We start from the raw sequence: 18,876 nt of genomic DNA, 5'->3' as shown, positions 1-18,876 counted from the left end.
TGCTCTCGTGGAAATCTCCAAGTCTCGCTGGTACAGCCAGCTGTATGTGCAGGTACTGATAGGTATCGTGATCGGCGCAGCGATCGGTTACTTCATCCCGAATGTCGGGGCCAAGCTCCAGCCCTTCGCCGATGGCTTTATCAAACTCATCAAGATGCTGTTGGCGCCGATCATCTTCGGCACGGTGGTCGTGGGTATCGCCAAGATGGGCAGCATCAAGGAGGTCGGACGGATTGGTGTGAAGGCGCTGATCTACTTCGAGATCCTTTCGACCATTGCGCTGGTCGTCGGCCTGGTGGTGGTCAACGTCGTCAAGCCTGGCGTCGGAATGAACATCAATGCCAGCTCCCTTGATGGCAGCTCCATCAGCAAGTACAGCCAGGCGGCGAGTGAGCAGGGCGGCACCATCGAGTTCTTTCTCAATATCATCCCGCAGACGTTCGTCGGCGCATTCTCCAATGGCGTCATGCTCCAGGTGATTCTGCTGTCGGTATTGATGGGCGTCGCCCTGGTGCAAATGGGCGAAACCAGCAAGCCGCTGATCAACACCATCGATCTGTTCCTGCAGGGGCTGTTCAGGATAGTCGCGATGGTCATGCGCCTGGCGCCAATCGGCGCGGGTGCCGGCATGGCATTCACCATCGGCAAATATGGCATCGGCACGTTGCTGTCCCTGGGCCAGTTGCTGGTGGCGCTCTATGTCACGACGCTGATTTTCATCGTCGTCGTATTGGGCGCGGTCGCCCGATGGTCAGGGATGCCGCTGATGCAGTTCCTTCGTTATTTCAAGGACGAGATCCTCATCACGCTGGGGACCTGCTCGACCGAAGCGGTGCTTCCGCGAATGATGGTCAAGCTTGAAAAACTCGGCTGCAAGAAGTCAGTCGTGGGCATGGTCTTGCCCACCGGGTACACCTTCAATGCCGATGGCACCTGCATCTACCTGACGATGGCGGCGATCTTCATCGCCCAGGCCACCAATACGCCGCTGACGTTCATGGACCAGATGATCCTGCTGGGGGTGTTCCTGCTCACATCAAAAGGCTCGGCGGGCGTTGCCGGCGCCGGTTTCGTGACCCTCGCCGCGACACTCACCACGATTCATTCCATTCCCTTGGTCGGGTTGGTGTTGCTGCTGGGTATCGACCGATTCCTCAATGAAGCTCGGGCCGTGACCAACCTGATCGGCAATGGAATCGGCACCATCGCCATTGCCAAGTGGGATAACTCCTTCGATGTGCAAGCCTGCGAGCGCGAGATCGCGGCGATGAAGCAAGAGAAGGCCGATCGAAAGTCGCTGTTGGCGCATAAATGACGACGGCGACCGGTCATGCGATTTGTCAGTCGAATGACCGGTCCGGCGCCTTGTTCTCGACCAGGCAGTTGCCGCCGTCCACCACCATCACTTCCCCGGTGATGTAGCTCGCCTCACCAGAGGCGAGGAAGGCGACCAGCGCGGCGACTTCCTCCGGGCGCCCGGCCCGGCGCATCGGGGTGTAGCGCGCGGCATTGGCTTCCTCGGCGGTGGTCGAGCCGGTGGCGATCCAGCCGGGTGCGACGCAGTTCACCGTGATTCCCTGCCGGGCCACTTCCAGCGCCAGGCCCATGCTCATGCCCACCATGGCGGCCTTCGCGGCGCTGTAGGCCGCCTCGCCAGGATTGCTGCACCGCGTGCCGGTGGTGGAACTGATATTGACGATGCGTCCGTAATTGCGCGACTGCATACCGGGCAACACGGCACGGGTCAGCAGGAACGCCGTGGTTACATTCCGCGTCAGCGACAGGTTCCACAGCGCCAGGTCCATGGTCGCCACCTCGGAGAAAGCCTCCGGGCTGCCTTGCATGACCATGCCCGCGTTGTTCACCAGGATGTCGATCCGGCCCCAGACGGACTCTGCCCACGACCCAAACTCGCGCACCTGGTTTTCATCGGTGAGGTCGAGGGGCTGCCCCGCGACTTCAAACCCTTCGGCGCGCAGCGCTTCGATGCGTTCTTCGATGCGCGCGCTGCTGGCGGTAACGATCAGCCTGGCGCCGGCGGCACCGAGCCTGCGGGCAATCGCCATGCCGATGCCCGCATCGCTGCCAGCGCCGCTGATGAGCGCTACAGGGTGGTGTCCGATTGCGTTTGGCATGGCAGTCTTCCAAGAGTGGTGGTCGGTCAGTATGGCATCTGTTTACGGGTACAAAGAGCGCTCTACTGTGGCCACTGCTCCAGCAGGATCGAGACGAATTTCTATACGGGAGGGGCAGCCTCGCCTTGAACACCACGGCCAGCGCGGTATTGAGCGGGCCATCGAGCCTGGACGCCGCGCTGCTTTGCAGCAGGCGGGTGCAGAAGGTGTTGGTCAGCAGCACCGCGCCGCTGAGTCGGAGGGTGGGGTTACTGAAACTCCAGTAATCAGCTGAATCGGATTTCATGGGATCAGCGGCCTGCATCCTCAATGGAACGAGGAAACCTTGGCTCGTAACACAGCAGCAGGGACACCCAATGGCCACAGGCATGCACGAGGATCAACGGCAGTAACAGGCCATAGATCGGCAGGAAGATCCATAGCTGAGGGATTTTCACGAACCGGCTGTCCAGTTGCCACACGGCCATGAAAGAGCGCCACGGCCAGGGAAATTTGCCGATGAGTTTTTTGGGTTTTGGCGCCGCTTCCGGACCATCTTCCATGTAGCGCCGAATGTATTCCCAGAACGCCAAGAGTTCGGAGGCGTTACGGGTTGGCTTGCCCACGAAGGTGATTTCGAAGTCGTCCTTGAGATGGCCGTCGGCGTCACGGACGGAGTGGCTTTCCTTGTCCCATCCCAGCATGACGAAACCACCGGTGCCGTCCAGTTCGGACATCTTCGGGTTGATACAGACTTCGGCGGTGTCCCAATCCAAGGCGACGATGCCTCCCAGGTGTTTGGGGCGAAGCAGGTAGATCTTGCGGGTGACGCGGTTGAAGCGGACGATCAGGCGTCGGGCGGTGAAAATTTCAAGTCGCAGGTAGCGGAAGACGTACTTTGCGTATAAGTAGAGAGCAGTTAAGGGTATGAATGGAATTGTCCCCAACAATATGCAGTCTATTACATCCAGTGGGATATGATCGCCTTTGTATCCTGCCGAGTAATCTCTAACTGCATAATATAGTGTCATGCCTAGCATCCACAGCAAGGCAGCGCCACAGCCACCGACCAAAAAAGTGATAAGTCCACGCTTCTCATCGTTTGGAGTACGCACGTCGATATATTCTGAGTTGTAGGTATAGAGTGACTCATTATCCGTGATCGATGTCGAAATCTTCTGCGTTACACGAATAGGAGGCAGTTTTATTTCCTCTTTGATTTGTCTGTCAGCCTCCTTTGCCAGAGCTTCGTAGTCAGTTGTTGCACGGCCATCGTACATAAGCCATTCCAAAAAATACATTAGAGGGTCGCCTCGATAGCTTTGTGAAGATTTTTTAGCTCTTGCTTTAAGGATTCTGGGGTCCCATTACCTCGATCTTTTCGGAAAGTACTATGGTTCAAGTAATTCTGAAGCTCATTGGGGAGCAGCATTTCTAACGCGACGGAAGTTGCGAAAATCACCAGGTTGATTCGTATGCACCAACGCAGCATAAAAGCCATTTTTAATGCGAGTTGTGTGGATGTTTGATAGGCATATACCAATAAACGATTTCGTCCATGTATCTGCATTAGCCGTTCTAAATACGGGCCTGCTGCTGCCAGGCCTATGGCTGTTGAAAAGAGCGCGGCTCCGGCTTGAGCTGTGGCGCGTAGCACGTATGCAGCTCCTAGCGAATAATTTCCTCGGTCATGTGCATCGTTAGCATCATTCAGATCAAAAAGCGTACCCGCAAATGCCGCTCCCCCCGCCAACACCCCCGCCATCAACTTCAACTGACTCCCCATCACCCGGCCGGCCTGGCGAATCGCCGTGTTATGACTTCGCTCGGCCAACCCCACCGCCACCGCCCCCAACTCCAGCCCGACCGCCGACACCGCGAGCATGGCAGCCGTCAGCTCGATGTACTCGCGCGTGCCTTTGTCCGCCTTTTCTGCCTTCAGCTTCAGGTTCCAGACCTCCAGCAAGGCCAGGGTGCTGCCCAGGCGCACTTCCAGCATGGGCCCGGCGGCGCCCGCGGCCAGCGAGTCGCCGAAGCTCTTGTGGGCGGCCAGGCCTATTTTCGCCTTGCCCCCCTGGCTGAGCGGCATGGTCGTGCTTTCGAAATGCAGTTGCTCTCCCAAATGGCCCAGCCTCGCCTTGAACACCAGGGCCAGCGCGGTGTTGAGCGGGCCGTCCAGCCTGGACGCCGCGCTGCTTTGCAGCAGGCGGGTACCGAAGGTGTTGGTCAGCAGCACCGCGCCGCTGAGTCGGATGGCAGAGGGCGGCGTATTGAGGCTGACCTCGCCGACCAGCGCGTGGGCTTTGGCGTAGATATCGACAAGTGACTTGCTCAAGGCTTGTAGCTGAGCTCCGTCCAGGGTCGGCAGTTGCGAGCGTTGGGCGAGCAACTGATTGATCTGTTCGATGGCCTGGGTCTGATTCTGGGCAAGCCCGCGCCAAAACCAGTTGTTCGCGGTCGTGCCGTCGAGGGCGCTCCAGCTGTCGATTTGCGCCTCGCCCAAGGCGGTACTGTTCATGCCGGCAACGGCCACGCCCAGTTGTGCTTCGAACGCCAGGCCGTTGCCGCTGTCTTTGGCATCGTAATAGGCAAAAGCCTCGAGCAACGCGGTGCTGTCGAGCCACTGCAAATGATCGGCGGCGCGCTGATCCTTGATCGCATCGGCTTGGGCGACGGCCGCATCAAACTCTGCCATGAAGGCCTGCAGCCGCGCTTCGTCGACCGATGGCGCGTAGCGTTTCGCCCAGCTGTCCTGGCGCGCGAGCTCGATATCGTGCCGCTCCTGGCGCTGTTGGTCGGCGGGGTTGCGGAAGCTGCGGTAGCTGCCCATCGACGCCGTGACCATGTGGACGTTGCTGCTGGCGTACTCGCGGTCGGTGTACCTCACGCCAAGCGAGTTGGCGTGGTTGACGTAGCGCTGCTCGGCTTGTTCGGCGAGGGTGAGCTTGAGGTTTTCGAGGCCGAAGGCGACGGTGTGTTTGCGCTGGTTGTCGATGCCTTCGCCGTCGGTTTTACGCATGAAGGTTTCGAGCGTCTCCACGCTCTGATTGCGCCAGGCGTTGAGCTCCTGGGTGATGCCGATCGGGTCGTCCAGCACCACGGCAAAACCCTGCGCCTGGGTCGCCGTTGCGCCAAGCCGGGTGGTCACACCCGCCAGGGTCGAGTAGCCGGCCGGGGGCGCAAACAGTTGCTCGCCAAGGTGCGCCATCAAGGGCGGGGAGGTCGGCCCGAGCAGGTCGGCGACGCTACTGTCCAGCGCCTGCGCCTCGATGATGTGTGCGGTGTGGCTGCAGCTTTGGATCAGTTGGCGGATATCGACCTTGCGCAGGGTGTTGCGCAGCCGCGGTTGCGTGCGGATCTCGGCGAGCAGGCGCGGCGTCAGCAGGTCCGGGGTGAACAGCAGCCGGGCTTCGTTGACGTCTTCAGGATCGCTGACCTGGATGACCCGATCGCCGAAGTCCGGCAGGCCGCCCAGCCCCAGGTCGTCCGGGGTGGCAGGCCATATGGCCTTGCACAAGCCGCTGCTGTAGGTTTGATAGGCGCCCTCGCATACCCAGCCCGTTTCGGTACGGTCAATGAACACGTAGAGATAGCCATCGCGCAGAGCGCGTACGACGTAGCGTGCGGTAGTAAGCGAAGGGAGAAACGCGACTTTGAAAGAGCTCGCAGGTATGGAGGCAGACGTCTGGGCCGCTTCTGCCTGGCTGTCCCCCACCACCGCATAGCGCAGGGGCAGTATGGATACGGTTCTTTTACAACTGACGCAAGGGCTGTTGCCCTCAGTGCTGTGGGTCTGTCGGGAAATGAAGCTTAATAGGTCGGTTGTGTCCGTCATGGTCGTTTTTCTCCTTGGAGGTACAGCTGACTCAGGCGTCCTTTGCCTTTGGCGCTAAGCTGCACTGCTACATGCCAGTTAGCACTGTTTTCCAGTTGTTCAGAGGTGTTTTGAAGGTTGAGGAATACGAAGTCGATCAGGTTGTGATGGTCAATCAATCCCAAGCTTTTCCCTTTGTTCAGCAGCGACTCAATGAGCGCTAGGCGTACTCCATGGCATGGGGTACTGAAGACGCCTGGTGATGTTTTTTCAAGAGTGTCTAGTAGGCGATGAGGAAGAGGGTCGCTTGCCAGCGCATGCCATAACTCTGTGGTTATCACTAACTCCGGAGAGGGCTGCGCAGGGCTTGGCTGGGCTTGTCCGCGAACGCGGTGCCATTGCTCGTATTGTGGGGTAGCTCCCCGATACCACCAGGAGACAATAGGGGCGAGCAACCAGTCTCTCCACGGTTTTGGTGCATGACGCACCAGTTTGGGCGTGACCAAGCTGTCGTAGTAACAGAGCAAGTGACGCTCACCGGTTTCTGTGTCGACAAATGTGGCCTGACTCAAATGTTGAACCAGGGCATCAGGGCTCAAAGTGCTAGTAATCCATGCAACGATTTCATTGCTGCCATAAGGCGAAAGCCTGTCTAGTAAGGCGCTGTTTCCCTTGTGTGTGGCCTCGTATGAGACCGCCAGATGAGGTCCCAAAGGCCTGAGTTTCTCCAGACCAGGGGCGAGGAAAAGTGGGGCCAGCAGATCTCCCAAGTTCTCTATTAGTTTTTGCTGTGTCTCCTCAGGCAATGTCGCCATATCAATTAAGGCGACAAGGTATCGGGGGCTTGAGGCGCCATGCCCGTAGAGTTCATTTGTCAAAGCCGTAAGAAGCTCGTAAGGGATCATGCGTCCACCTTCACGAGAGCTTTGTGCTCACGAGCAGCTTTAAGCCAGCAACCTATACAGATCGGTTCACCACTCGCAGGAACACCACTGAGGGCTAAAGAATGTCCTGTGCCATTAGCGATTTGTCGTACCGGGCCCTTCAGATAGATGGCAATTCCGCTGAAGGTGATGCCGTTGGCATCCAGAGTAATGCTCCCACCCGGGCCTTGTAGAACGAGGCTGTCGCTTGCTTGTAATTGATAGATTGTAGTTTTGGTTCCTATACCTTTTCCTACAGAAACTTGCTGAAAACCCTGTACGAGCTGTTCGGCGTTCCCACCGATATCCATACGATGATTGACTGCTATCGTGTCATGGCGATCATTGCCTATGGTTTCGATCCGGTCTTTGCCAATGGTGATCTGGTGGTCACGTCCGAAGCTCTGCATTTGATCTCGACCCACACTGTGATATTGGTCCTGGCGGATGCTTATCCGTTCGTCATTGCCTACCTGTTCCTCGCGGTTGTGGCCCACCTCTATCCGCTCGTCATGCCCGACTTTCTCACTGCGGTCATTACCCACAAATATCGTGTTGTCATGCTTGACATGAACATTCTTGTCCCTCTCCGCATGAATAAATACCTCCTGCTGCCCCAACTCATCCTCAAAGCGCAGCTCGTTGAAACCTGCCCCTTTGTGCGTGCGGCTTTTGATTGTCATGCGGGTTTTGTGTTTCGGCAGTTCATACGGCGGCAGGTTGGTCTCGCGGTAGGCACGGCCGGTGGCAATTGGCTGATCCGGGTCGCCGTCGAGATAGCTGATGATCAGTTCCTGACCGACTCGGGGAATCGCCATGGCGCCCCAGGTCGCTCCGGCCCAGCCCTGGGTGACGCGGATCCAGCAGGAGCTGTGGTCGTTATTTTTGTCCGAGCGATCCCATGGGAACTGCACTTTCACCCGTCCCCATTCATCGCAATAAATCTCTTCCCCTGGCGGGCCAACCACCGTGGCGATCTGCGGGCCGTCGATGCAGGGTTTATCACGCAACGGCGCTTTCCAATCCGAGGTCCAGCGGATGGCTGTGGCCTTCATGGTGTAAGAGGTACCGAGGCCGCTACCAAACGATTCGTCCTGCAAGCTGGTGTGCTGTTTGCCTTCATGCTTGATGGCAATGGTGCGCCAGCGATCATTGAAGTCCTCACGGGGATGATCGTTGAGGTCGAAGGCCAATCCCGGTTGCAGGCGTTCATCGTCACCTTCCACATGGGCCAGCTTGGCGTCGTTGCGCAGGGCGGCGAGGCGGGTTTTGGTGAAGGGCTTGCCGGCGATGTCGCGTTTGTAGCGGCCGGGATAGTCGTAGCGTTCGTAGTCCTTGTGTTGGTTGTTCAGGTCCAGGTCGCCGGTGGCGGTGTGCTGCTGGTTGTAGCGCGGGTGGGTGAAGGTGTAGTCGCGCTGCACTTGCACGGCAGTGCGTACCTGTTCGGTGTAGTGGAAGCGGTTCAGTGCCGGTTCCATGAAATCGCCGCCGGCCATCGGCTGGTAGATCACCGGGCAATCGGTGTGGGTGCCGATGGTGCCGAGGCCGCCGACGCGGTCGGTAAGGATGAGGGTGTGGCCGTCGGCGCCGTGTTCGAAGGTATAGAGCAGGCCTTCTTCGGCGGCGAGGCGGGCGATGAAATCGAGGTCGGTTTCGCCGGCCTGGACGCAGTATTCGCGGGGTTGGTGCTCGAAGCAGATTTCAGTGCGGATGTCGGTCAGCTTTTGCTCGGCGAGCACGCCGGTGATGATGTCGGGCACGGTCTGGCCCTGGAAGATACGCCAGTTGGAGCGCAGCCCAAACCGCGAAAAGGTCGGTTCGACCACGGCGGTGTAGCGGGTGCGACGAAAGCCGGTGTCGCCCTGGGTGAACGAGCTGACCAGGCCGTGGACGTAACGCACCGGAGTTTCGCCGCGCCAGATCGTGAACAGCCCCGCCAGATCGAGCACCCGATTGAAGTCGATGGCTGCGTTGTGGCTGGCCAGTTCCAGACCGAGTTTGAAGGGCTGGGAGAGGCCTTCTTCGAGGGTGAACGAGACCACTTCGAACAGGTCGCCCTTCAAGGGCATAAAGGTGAAACGCAGGTCGCTTTGGCGGGGCATGGTGCCTCCATGTCGAGTGTGTGAGGGTCAGTCGATCAACCAGCTGCTATCACCGTTTTCCAGTTCGCCGTCGTGGTCGGTGGTGTCGCCGACGCGGGCCACGGCTTTTCCGTTGATGTTCATTGAAGGCGAGCCGCTGGTGATTACTGCACCGCAGCCGAGGGTGTTGCCGACAAGTGCGGCGGCGCGACCGTTGACGGTCACGTTGCGAGTACCACTGTCGACGGTTGTGGGTCCGCACAATGGGCAATCATGGTCGTGACCGACCAGAACGACGGCAGGCATAGGGCCTCCTCATAATTGATTCAGTGAACACTCCGCCGCCTGTGCGGCGGAACGTGCCGGTTGGCGCTTAAGCCGGCTTGCGCCAGTCATCCGAAGCTTCAGTACCAGCCACCACATGGCTCCAACTGACCTTGCGATAAGCCAGGCTGGTCTTGATCAACTGGGTGTAGTTGGCGTTGTCGCTGTCCTGCGCATGGGGCAGCACGGTGTGGATTTCGACGACAGTGGCGTCTTCGAGCTTGGTGGTGAAGAAGTGTTCCTGCTTGCCGTCGCCCGAGGTGCGGAACCACTTGACCTCGACGGTTGGCAGCATTTCGCCGGTGGCCAGTGCCTGGTAGAGCATGGGCGAGGCTTTGCTCAGGGCGCTGGTAAAAATCAGCGGTTTATGCACGCGCTGGCCGGCAGGCTGACCGCTTTGCGGGTCGGTAGGCGTGGTGATCTGATGGTCGATTTCCTGGGCTAGGATTTCGTCTTCGTGGCCTTCCACATAGACGTTGCCCACCGAGTCGGCGGTGAACGCACCCTTGGTGATGTGGCCCTGACTCTGGCCGTGGATGCTGATGTACGCAGGTGTTGGCATGACAAACTCCTTGTCGCGATCAATGAACGACCCCATGAGGTCGCGGGTTATGGCCAACCGGCCATGGCTTTGCAGGTGCTCTGATGAGCGCACTGAAAATCGGTTACAGGTTGAGAATCCGTTCCAGGGAGGCGAGCACTTCCTGGGTGATGCTGTTCAGGCGCATGGAATAGATCGTGTAGGCGCAAGTCAGCACGACAGCGGCCAATGCCCATGGCGTCCACAACGGCCAGGCGCGTTTGATCCGGTAGTTGCGCGGCGCGACGTTTTTCAGCGGGTCGGTCAGGCGCTTGGGTGTTTCGCCGCGCAAGGGGCGCAACAGGCCGTGCAGTTGGGTGATGATCTTCTGTATTTCGTCATCGCCCTTGGTATGGGCGCCGTATTTGCCCTTGAGACCGGAGACCAGGCACTGGTACATGAACTCCAGCACATGCTGATACCGGGGCGCTTCGAGGATCATGTTGTTCATGACGGTGAAGAATTTTTCGCCACCCTGGGTTTCGCCGTGGAATTGGCTGAGCAACGAGCGTGCGCTCCAGCTGGAGAGCCTGCCCCAGGTGGTGCGCATGACCACCTCGTCAATCAACAGGCACAGGCTGTAGGAGTAGGCCTTGAGCATGCCGGCGTCGTAGTCGAGCTGGCTGACTTCTTCCATGATCGTGGTGATCTGGTTGCTGACGCTTTTGTACAGCGCGGGCACGTCGTCGTGCTGGTCCAGACGCCGCAAGCGGATGACCAGGCCGATCAGCGGCGTGGCGGCATCGCACAACGGGTTCCAGGCCAGACCACGCATGTCGAACTCCGGGTCAGCCAAATAGGTTTGGTTGCTGACAATGATCGTTTCGCCATCAAAGTTGATGGCGCCAGAAACTTCCTCGTGATGCCATGAGTCCGGTGTGGGCTTAGTCATCTTTCTCACTCCTGATCGCCCAGAACTGCAACTCCAGCTCCGGGAATTCGCCGGCGATATGAAAACCAAACCCGCTGCCGCTGCTCAGGCTTTGCCAGGCGGAATGGTGGCGGTCGAGTTCGAAATAGCTGAAGCCGGCATGGAACGGCAGGTGCCGCGGCGCCACCGGCAGCGGCCGCAGTGGAATACCCGGTAGTTGCAGGCTGACCAGTTGCTCCAGCCCTTCGGTGGAGGTGATCTTGATCTGCTTGGGCAGTTGCTGACACAGGGTCTCGGCGGGCAGTTCGGCGCGCACGGCGAGGATGAATTCGGCGTTGCCCAGCAGGCGCTTGTCGTTCAACGCAGCGGTGCGTACGCCGTACTGTTGAACAACAATCGGCAGCGAAACCGCGCGCGGTTGCAGCACGGTGCCCAGGGCACGGCGCAGGGTGTGTTCCAGAAGCTGGAAGGATTCGCGCAGGTTGTCGTGCTGGTAGGCCGGGTATTCCCGGGGCAGGTGGCCTTCATCGGTGAAGGTCACCAGTTCGCCGCAGGCCTGGGCCAGTGCGATGTAAAGCCGTTCCGGGTGAACCTGACGTTGGCGGGCCAGGTGCTGGAACAGCGGGAACAAGCGGTTGAGGGTTTGCAGCAGGTTGAAGTCGGTGACGTCAGCCACCCCCGACTGACCCGGTGAACCAATACGCTGGGCTAGATTTTTAGCCCGCTCGCGCATCAACCCGGCCACCTCACCGAGGTAGCGGTGCAGCGCCGGCACCGCTTGCAGGGACAGGCTGGTGGGGTAGAAATGCTCGTCCATCACCAGGCTGCCGTCCGGACGTTTGTCTTTGATCTTGCCCAGGGCGATGCCGGTGAAGGTACTGCGGTCGCTGCGTTCGAGCATCAATTGCAGGTTGGGCACGGCCAGGTCCATGCCGACCTGATCGCCGTCATCGCTGTGGGTGTCACGAACTTCTTCCCGGCGGGCGATGTAGCGGCTGTTGCCGTACTGGTCGGGCCAGCGCACTTCGAGTGCGCCGCTGGAGCGCAGCGGCAGGGCCAGGTAGACGGTTTGGCCGACGGCGCTGCTGTCGGCGATTTCCAGCGGGGAGGGCGGTGCCAGGTCGTGGGGAATGTCGAAGACACTGCCATCAGGCATGATCCCGCGTGCCCGGGTAATGGCGATTTTGCCGAAGCTCAGGTATTCGTCGTTCAACGCCAGCTCGCTGAAGCCATGGAGCGCGTCGTTCAGGCTGTGCAGGCGTTGGTGCACGGCGGCTTCGGCGGCACGGGCCTGTTGCTGGAAGTGCTGGGGCTTGACGAACAAACCTTCATGCCAGATGACGGGGTTGCGTGAACTCATCGGTAATTACTCGGGCCAAAAGCGACTGAAAAGGGCGTCATCGGGTTTCTCCTTTGAGGCTGACCTGGGCGGCATCCAACTGCACCAGCACGGCGTACTGGCGGCCCTTGGGCTCGACGCGCAGACGCTGTTTCCACTGGCCGACCTCGCTGCTGTGGTAGTTGGCGATCACCGCGATAAAGCGGGTGTCTTCATCCAGGGCGCGCAGGTCGACGAACTTGAATTGGCCGGGCTGGAGCAGGTAGTCGTCGGCGCGGATGTAGGTGCTGCCCAAGGTCTTTTTCAGGTCCTCGGCCATGGCTTGGGGACTGGCGTTGACCAGCAGCGAGTCGTCGGTCAACTGTAAAACCTTGAAGGCGATCGGCGTGGCGACGTGCTGCATGGCCGGGTTGCCCCAGGGGGTGGTCAGGCGCACGTCCTGGGCGTCGTAGTCGCCCAGCAGCGTGTCTTCTACGGGCGACATCGGCACGAGGGGCGTTGGTTCTTCGCTCAGTGGCGACTGGGCCGGCACGTTTTCGTAGAGGTGATTGAGCAGGGTTTGCACCTTGTCCGTCAGCGCCTGCGGGCTGGTGGCTTGCACGTGGAGGGTGTAGGGCGAACGGCTCGCGCCTTCATCCGGTGCAGTGCCGGTGCTGGTCAGGCGTGGGTTGACGTCGTCGCTGGCGTGCAGGCTCAGGGAGTAGCGACTGGGCTGATCGTCGGGGCCGCCGACCGGGATGGAGGGGGTCCAGATGACCTGACCGACTTTGCCGAGCATGGTGCAGCCGCCCAGGGTCAGGCAGGCGAGCAACAGGGTGCCCAGGCGCAGGGTGCTGAACAGGCTGACGGTGCGCTTGGGTGCAGGCGCGCAACGGTCAGCCAGCAGTTCGGGTGGCGGCGCTTCATGCATCGCTCGCAGCGGGTCGCCTTGCTCGGCTAAATCCACGGTTTGGCAAAGGCGCTCGAATTCTGCGCAAGTGGCTGGTCGTCTATCCGTCGGCGGCCGACTCGGCAGGTCTTCCTGGCGCCACACGTACATGCCCTCGGGGTGGTCGCCGAGAAGCTCATCGAGCGAATGCTGTCCTGAGGCGTGCTCACCCAGCTGAACCGCGACCTTATACGCACCGATCTGCAACCGATCACCGTCGTTGAGGCTTATTGCAACATGACGCTCAAGCGGCAGGTCGTGACCGTTGACGTAGGTTCTGCCGCTGCGGTCGATCACGCAGAACCGTCCTTCGATGACGCGGATGTCGCAGTGGTTGGGCCGCACGCTGTTGTGGCGATCTTCCAGGCGCCAATCCACCGCGGCACTGCCGATGCTGCCGCCCTGTGGGCCAAATTGATGAGCGGGCAGATAGCCGTGCAACAGCTGTGCAGGATTGCTGATAACCAGGCTCAGCTTCATGCGCGCCCCCGAATCCGCACCACGGCGGGAAGACGTTGTTCCTGGTGTTGGATGAAGCTGGTCCAGCCCAAGTGACTGCCGCTGTCGCGGAGCAGGTTGAAGGGCGGTACATCTTCGTCGCGCAACCCCAGTTCCAGGTCGTAGGCGGTGGCATCGCGCAGCAGAAAATCTATCAACTGGCGCAACCGCCCGAACTGCTCGCCGCTGGGCAAAAACTGCCGAAAGCGCGCCTGAGTCAAGTTCGGAATCACCAGGGTGAACTTGCTGGCGCGGGTCTTGCTGCGGTCACCCACCACAAAGTCGTTGCCCAAGGTGCCGCTGGCCTTGCCCAACGCCATGCGCTGACGCTGCGGCAAGCTCACCGAACGCGCCTCGAATTCACGGATGTACACACCATGCAGGTCGAAGCAATGTTCAACAATGCCGGACACCACCGAGGGCGAGCGGCTGCGGCTGGCGATCAGGCCGGCAAAGCTCAACAGGCGGCCCCAGGGCAGTGGCGTGGCGCCACGCAGGTCGCTGTCGTTCAACCCGATCAGGGAAAATACATAACGCGAAAACCGGTCGCTGCCCTCGGCCTGAAAGCGAATGTAGTAGCGGTACTTGCGCCAGCTACTGTGCAGGAGGGTCAGCAAACGGTGATTGAAGAAATCCATAAACGCCGGGCGAATCCCGCGCTCCTGGGCCTGTTCATAGGCCAGGCGATCCAGGTAATAACCGGGCAGCGGCGAGTCGGTGCCGTGCAGGCCGAAGAAACTGGTCTGCAAGCGGTAGCGCACCTCTTCGCCATCCTCTTCCCCCCGCGCGGCCAATACCACGTCGGAGGCCGGAAAGCCTAGCCCCGCATGGCTTTGCAGGCGTACCCGACGGCGCGCCGCAGCGCTCAAGGGCTGCGCCTCCAAGTCATCGCCATGCAAAGCGTGCAAATGCTCCAGCAGACGGTGAAACGAGTAGTTCCGCGCGTCGGCCAGCAGCACATCGGCTAGATCACGGGTTGTCTGCCGGTCAACAGTGGCCATTCATAGCGCTCGTTGTTAGTGGTGTTGATCACTTCCAGGCGGTGGAAGGAGTTGATGCTTGCGTACAGGGCGAAGAAGTGCGAAAGCACGCTGGCGAACAGGTACAGCTCGCCCTCGCAGAGAAACGCGTTCTGGTCCAGTTGCAAGCGGGTCTGCACACCGCGTACCGGCTGACCTTTCATCAGCCAGTCGATGGGGGTGGTCACGGCATCCTGGATGCCATTGAGGCGCTTGCGGGTGGCACGGGCCTGTTGCAGATCGTGCAGGGCGGCAAAGTCATAGGCGCGGATCACTGCCTTGAGCGGCTCTGCCGACAGCAGCGACAGGTAGTTCAGCGACAGATTGGAAATCAGCGTCCAGTGCAGGCTGCTGTCCAGCACTGGACGGTAGCTTCGGGTCGGTGCGATCAGGTTGGTGTAGGTGGCAAACGATGGCGTGACTTCGGTGGACAGTGATACATCCCCCACGCCCAAAAGTTGAGGCAGATCGCGATTGGTGCAGGTCAGTTCGATGGACGCTGTTTCATGTTCGCCGATGTACAAGCTTTCATCACCGCGCACGAAAGCGATGCGATGACGCAAGCCCTCGCGGCCATGGGATTCTTCGATATGCGTGCGAAAGTACAGCGCGGTGCGGCCTCGCGCATGTTCGATCTCATGCTGGAACGACTCGAACGGCGTAAAGCGTCGCAACGGATCGCCCTTGCGCTCCTTGTTGGCGGCGTCCCAACCGGCGACCTGATCGACACTGAAAATTTCGTAAGCCTCTGGGCGGTCGCCGCTGGGGCTGATACGTCGCTCCAGGCTGCGCCCGTCCAGCGCAATCGGGTTGGCATCATGACGGAACAGGTTGACCGCCGGCGCGCAGTACAGGTGCAGGTCGCTGGTACGCAGGCGGATATCCGGCGGCATGGGCCGGCTGAACTGAAACTCGAGACGCAGGGTGGTGGCGCTAACATCCGGCCAAACGTGAGCCAGGCGGTTCAGACTGAAAAAGTGGTACCGCTGCGGAAACACAAAGTACTCCTGCAGGATGCGGTAGCCATCGAACACGTTGCGCGGGTAGGGCAGCAGTGCCTCGTCGACGGTGAAACCGGGGAAGCCGATATCCTTGGCCGACAGGCGATAGCTTTGCTTATTGATATGCAGCGTAACGCTGTCCAGATAGTGGGCAAGCCACAGGTACAAGGTCAGCGCGGTGGCGTTATCGCCGCCCAGATGAAAATCCAACTGAGCGCAGGCCATGCTGGTCAGCGGCTGCTCGGTCAACACCTTGAGGTCGATGCGCATCACCGAGGCCTCACGGCTGTGCGCGTCGCTGACTTCTTGCAAGGCCAACGGGTACAGGTTGGCGTCGGTGCAGGTGCGGAACTGGCAGGAGATGCCATCCACCGGTTTGGCAAACAACGGCGTGCCTTTGGGAATTACCTGGCGCTGGCTGATCGCATTAGGCAGCGGTGTAAAGCGAATGATGGTCGCGCTGGGCAAGGGCCGCAGGTAGTTGGGCCAGAGCATCTGCAACAGCGGATGGGTCAGCTCCGGCAAGTCGTCGTCGATCTTCATCCCCAGCTTGGCGGTGAGGAAGGCAAAGCCCTCCAATAGCCGTTCCACGTCCGGGTCTCCGGCCTGATCGCCGAGAAACTGCGCCAGCTGCGGGTTGTCTTCGGCGAACTCGCGGCCGAGTTCGCGCAGGTAGCGCAACTCCTCGGCAAAGCGTTGTTTCAAGTCCATCGCATCCTCATCTCACGCGGGTGTAGCCGTCGCGGCCATGCATGGCCACCTCGATCTGCACCCGTTCTTCCTTGTGGTTGACCCGCACCTGGCAATCGAGGCGAAAGTTCAGCTCCAGCGGCAGGTCCGGTTCGGGCTGATAGCGCACGCCCGTGACCTTGATGCGCGGTTCAAACGCCTCCACCGAGCGCCGGATATCGGCGCTGATGGCCACCACCAGATCACTGCTGGCCTGGGTGACGCCGTTGAAATCGCGCATGCCCAGTTCAGGGCTGCTTTGCGAGCAGCCCTGACGTGAGTTGAGCACCTGTTCCAAGTGGCGTTTGATCGCCTCGACGCGCTGGCGCGCCTGCTCATCCGCGCGGCCTGGGCGGTAGCGCGGTGCGTCGGGTTCCAGGCGTTCGAACAGGCTGCTGCCCACTTATTGAGTGTCCAGCCGACCGACCAGCGAGATCTCGAAGTTGGCGCCCATGTACTTGAAGTGCGGGCGCACCGCCAACGACACCTGGTACCAGCCCGGATCGCCGGCCACGTCCTGTACGATAATTTGCGCGGCGCGCAAGGGGCGACGGCTGCGTACATCGGAGGAAGGATTTTCCTGGTCGGCGATGTACTGCTTGAGCCAGGTGTTCAGTTCGCGCTCCAGGTCCTGGCGCTCCTTCCAACTGCCGATCTGTTCGCGCTGCAGCACCTTGATGTAGTGGGCCAGGCGATTGACGATAAACAGGTACGGCAACTGGGTGCCGAGCTTGTAGTTGGTCTGGGCTTCCTGGCCTTCGCGGGTCTTGGGGAAGTTCTTCGGTTTTTGCACCGAGTTGGCGGAGAAGAACGCCGCGTTGTCGCTGTCCTTGCGCATGGTCAGCGGGATGAAGCCGGCTTCGGCCAGCTCGAATTCCTTGCGGTCGGAAATCAGCACTTCGGTGGGGATCTTGGCCTGCAGCTGGCCGAGGGATTCGTACAGGTGCACCGGCAAGTCGTCCACCGCGCCGCCGGATTGTGGGCCGATGATGTTTGGACACCAGCGGTAGCGGGCGAAACTGTCGGTGATGCGTGAGGCCATCAGGAACGCGGTGTTGCCCCATAGGTAGTTATTGTGGTTACCATCGACGGCTTCGTTGTAGCCGAAGCTGCGAATCGGGTTCTCCAGCCCGTCGTACGGCGAGCGCAGCAAAAAGCGCGGCAGCGTTGCGGCAATGTATTTGGAGTCTTCCATCTCGCGCAGGCTGCGCCATTTGGTGTGGCCGGGGCCTTCAAAGATATCGCTGACTTCCTTGAGCGATGGTAGATCCTGATAGCTCTTGAGGTTGAAGAACTCAGGGCCGGCAGCCATTACGAACGGGGCATGGGCCATGGCACCTACTGAGGCGACGTAGCTCAACAGCTTCATGTCCGGGGACGACGGGCCGAAGGTGTAATTGCCAATCATCGCCGCGATCGGCTCACCACCGAACTGGCCGTAGCCGGCGGTGTAGGCATGCTTGTACAGGCCGCTGCGGGTGATATCGCCGGCGTTGTCGAAGTCGTCAAGCAGCTCTTCTTTGGTGACGTGCAGCATCTCCAGCTTGATGTTTTCGCGAAAATCGGTGCGATCCACCAGCAGCTTCAGCCCACGCCACGCCGACTCCAGTTGCTGGAACTGCGGCTGGTGCAGGATTACGTCCATCTGCTTGCTCAAGGCGCGGTCGATTTCGGCAATCATCTGGTCAACCCGGTGCTTGTTCACCGGTCGCTGGTGATCACCGCTTTGCAGAATCTCGCTGATGAACGCGGCCACGCCTTGGCGGGCGACCGCGTAGCCTTCCTGCGAGGGGCGGATAGTGGTGTTGGCCAGCAGTTGGTCGAGCAACGACGGCGCTTCGTCAGCCACCAATACTTGGGCGGCGGCGCTTTCCATGGGCATGGGGAATACTCCGTTGAGAAGGGCGTTCAAATCAGTTGTGGGGCGCGTCGAGCACCAGGTTAAGCTCGCTGGCCAGACGCTGACGGGCGGTTTCATCGGTCAGTAGACTTTGCAGGTGCTTACGGAAGGCCGGGACATTGCCCATGGGGCCTTTGAGTGCAATCAGGGCTTCGCGTAATTCCAACAACTTATTCAATTCCGGTACTTGGCGGGCGATGGCGTCAGGGCCGAAGTCGTTGATGTTTTTGAAATGCAGCTGCACATTCAAATCGGTGTCATGGTCGTTGTTCAAAACAGACGGAACTGTCATGTCTACGGAAACTTCTGCTTTGACCAGCACGTCATTGAAAGTGTCTTTGTCGATCCGAGTGGATTGTCGATCCTCAAGGGCGGTCAGTTCGCCATGACCTTTGAAGTCGCCGGTAATCAATAACTTCAGCGGTAGTTCCACTTCCGCTGTCTGGTCGCCTGTGGCCGGGACATATTTGATGTTGATGCGCTCTTTGGGCGCGACAGAACCCTGAGTTTTCGACATGGGAAAGTCCTTTTCGCGAAGTTCGCTTATTAAAAGCACCTATTTCAAGGTTTGTCATGTAGGAAAAAGTCTATACGCCGTGGATGTAGGAAAAGTCATAGTTTTTACGTAGGTTTATTTCCCGGCATACTATTTGGCTTGCGTCTGACGGACGGCTCTTTAAATTGTAATTTGGAAGGAAAGTCACTCGCCTTTACTTGCCTATCAATTAGAACTTGGGTAACGCTTGTAAGGTTGG

16 protein-coding genes are annotated in these 18,876 nt (G+C 59.7%); 1 reads left to right on the top strand and 15 read right to left on the bottom strand.

Going from position 1 to position 18,876, the window contains the following annotated elements:
* Positions 1 to 7 precede the first annotated feature (7 nt).
* A complete protein-coding gene (dctA, locus tag PSH78_RS13590; RefSeq protein WP_305494701.1) occupies positions 8 to 1,315 on the top strand; it encodes a C4-dicarboxylate transporter DctA in 1,308 nt (435 codons plus the stop codon).
* Positions 1,316 to 1,340: 25 nt separating this feature from the next.
* Here dctA and PSH78_RS13585 read toward each other — a convergent pair whose 3' ends face one another.
* The 15 genes from PSH78_RS13585 to tssB all read right to left on the bottom strand — a co-directional run bounded on the left by PSH78_RS13585 (position 1,341) and on the right by tssB (position 18,638).
* Entirely contained in the window at positions 1,341 to 2,135 is a 795-nt protein-coding gene (locus PSH78_RS13585; protein ID WP_305494700.1) for an SDR family NAD(P)-dependent oxidoreductase, read from the bottom strand.
* Between the two features lie 290 nt (positions 2,136 to 2,425).
* The gene (locus PSH78_RS13580; RefSeq protein ID WP_305494699.1) at positions 2,426 to 3,394 is read right to left on the bottom strand and encodes a DUF6708 domain-containing protein; all 969 of its coding nucleotides are present in this window, start codon (positions 3,392 to 3,394) and stop codon (positions 2,426 to 2,428) included.
* Positions 3,395 to 3,414: 20 nt separating this feature from the next.
* Positions 3,415 to 5,949, bottom strand: a complete 2,535-nt coding sequence (locus PSH78_RS13575; RefSeq protein WP_305494698.1) for a T6SS effector BTH_I2691 family protein — start codon at positions 5,947 to 5,949, stop codon at positions 3,415 to 3,417.
* Positions 5,946 to 6,833 (bottom strand): DUF4123 domain-containing protein, encoded by an 888-nt coding sequence (locus PSH78_RS13570; RefSeq protein WP_305494697.1) that lies wholly within the window; start codon positions 6,831 to 6,833, stop codon positions 5,946 to 5,948. Before PSH78_RS13570 ends, PSH78_RS13575 begins: the two co-directional genes overlap by 4 nt.
* On the bottom strand, positions 6,830 to 8,953 hold the full coding sequence (locus PSH78_RS13565) for a type VI secretion system Vgr family protein (RefSeq protein ID WP_305494696.1): 2,124 nt from the start codon (positions 8,951 to 8,953) through the stop codon (positions 6,830 to 6,832). The genes PSH78_RS13570 and PSH78_RS13565 overlap by 4 nt, the downstream gene beginning before the upstream one ends.
* Before the next feature lie 27 nt (positions 8,954 to 8,980).
* Entirely contained in the window at positions 8,981 to 9,238 is a 258-nt protein-coding gene (locus tag PSH78_RS13560; RefSeq protein ID WP_305494695.1) for a PAAR domain-containing protein, read from the bottom strand.
* Positions 9,239 to 9,305: 67 nt separating this feature from the next.
* On the bottom strand, positions 9,306 to 9,818 hold the full coding sequence (locus PSH78_RS13555) for an Hcp family type VI secretion system effector (protein WP_305494694.1): 513 nt from the start codon (positions 9,816 to 9,818) through the stop codon (positions 9,306 to 9,308).
* A gap of 103 nt (positions 9,819 to 9,921) precedes the next feature.
* Positions 9,922 to 10,728, bottom strand: coding sequence for a type IVB secretion system protein IcmH/DotU (icmH, locus tag PSH78_RS13550; protein WP_305494693.1), 807 nt, complete (start codon positions 10,726 to 10,728; stop codon positions 9,922 to 9,924).
* Positions 10,721 to 12,067 carry a type VI secretion system baseplate subunit TssK gene (tssK, locus tag PSH78_RS13545; RefSeq protein WP_305494692.1) on the bottom strand — a complete coding sequence of 449 codons (1,347 nt, stop codon included), beginning with the start codon at positions 12,065 to 12,067 and terminating at the stop codon, positions 10,721 to 10,723. Before tssK ends, icmH begins: the two co-directional genes overlap by 8 nt.
* A 37-nt stretch (positions 12,068 to 12,104) precedes the next feature.
* Positions 12,105 to 13,454, bottom strand: a complete 1,350-nt coding sequence (gene tssJ, locus PSH78_RS13540; RefSeq protein ID WP_305494691.1) for a type VI secretion system lipoprotein TssJ — start codon at positions 13,452 to 13,454, stop codon at positions 12,105 to 12,107.
* Entirely contained in the window at positions 13,451 to 14,473 is a 1,023-nt protein-coding gene (gene tssG / locus PSH78_RS13535; protein WP_305494690.1) for a type VI secretion system baseplate subunit TssG, read from the bottom strand. Before tssG ends, tssJ begins: the two co-directional genes overlap by 4 nt.
* Positions 14,437 to 16,203 carry a type VI secretion system baseplate subunit TssF gene (gene tssF, locus PSH78_RS13530; RefSeq protein WP_305494689.1) on the bottom strand — a complete coding sequence of 589 codons (1,767 nt, stop codon included), beginning with the start codon at positions 16,201 to 16,203 and terminating at the stop codon, positions 14,437 to 14,439. Before tssF ends, tssG begins: the two co-directional genes overlap by 37 nt.
* A gap of 7 nt (positions 16,204 to 16,210) precedes the next feature.
* Positions 16,211 to 16,624 (bottom strand): type VI secretion system baseplate subunit TssE, encoded by a 414-nt coding sequence (gene tssE / locus PSH78_RS13525; RefSeq protein WP_305494688.1) that lies wholly within the window; start codon positions 16,622 to 16,624, stop codon positions 16,211 to 16,213.
* Positions 16,625 to 18,097, bottom strand: a complete 1,473-nt coding sequence (gene tssC, locus PSH78_RS13520; protein WP_305501255.1) for a type VI secretion system contractile sheath large subunit — start codon at positions 18,095 to 18,097, stop codon at positions 16,625 to 16,627.
* 37 nt (positions 18,098 to 18,134) lie between these two features.
* Positions 18,135 to 18,638 (bottom strand): type VI secretion system contractile sheath small subunit, encoded by a 504-nt coding sequence (tssB, locus tag PSH78_RS13515; RefSeq protein WP_305494687.1) that lies wholly within the window; start codon positions 18,636 to 18,638, stop codon positions 18,135 to 18,137.
* Positions 18,639 to 18,876: the final 238 nt, after the last annotated feature.

This window comes from Pseudomonas sp. FP198 (assembly GCF_030687895.1).
In the GTDB taxonomy this organism is placed as follows: Bacteria; Pseudomonadota; Gammaproteobacteria; order Pseudomonadales; family Pseudomonadaceae; genus Aquipseudomonas.
This window is presented reverse-complemented; position numbering and strand designations above follow the sequence as displayed.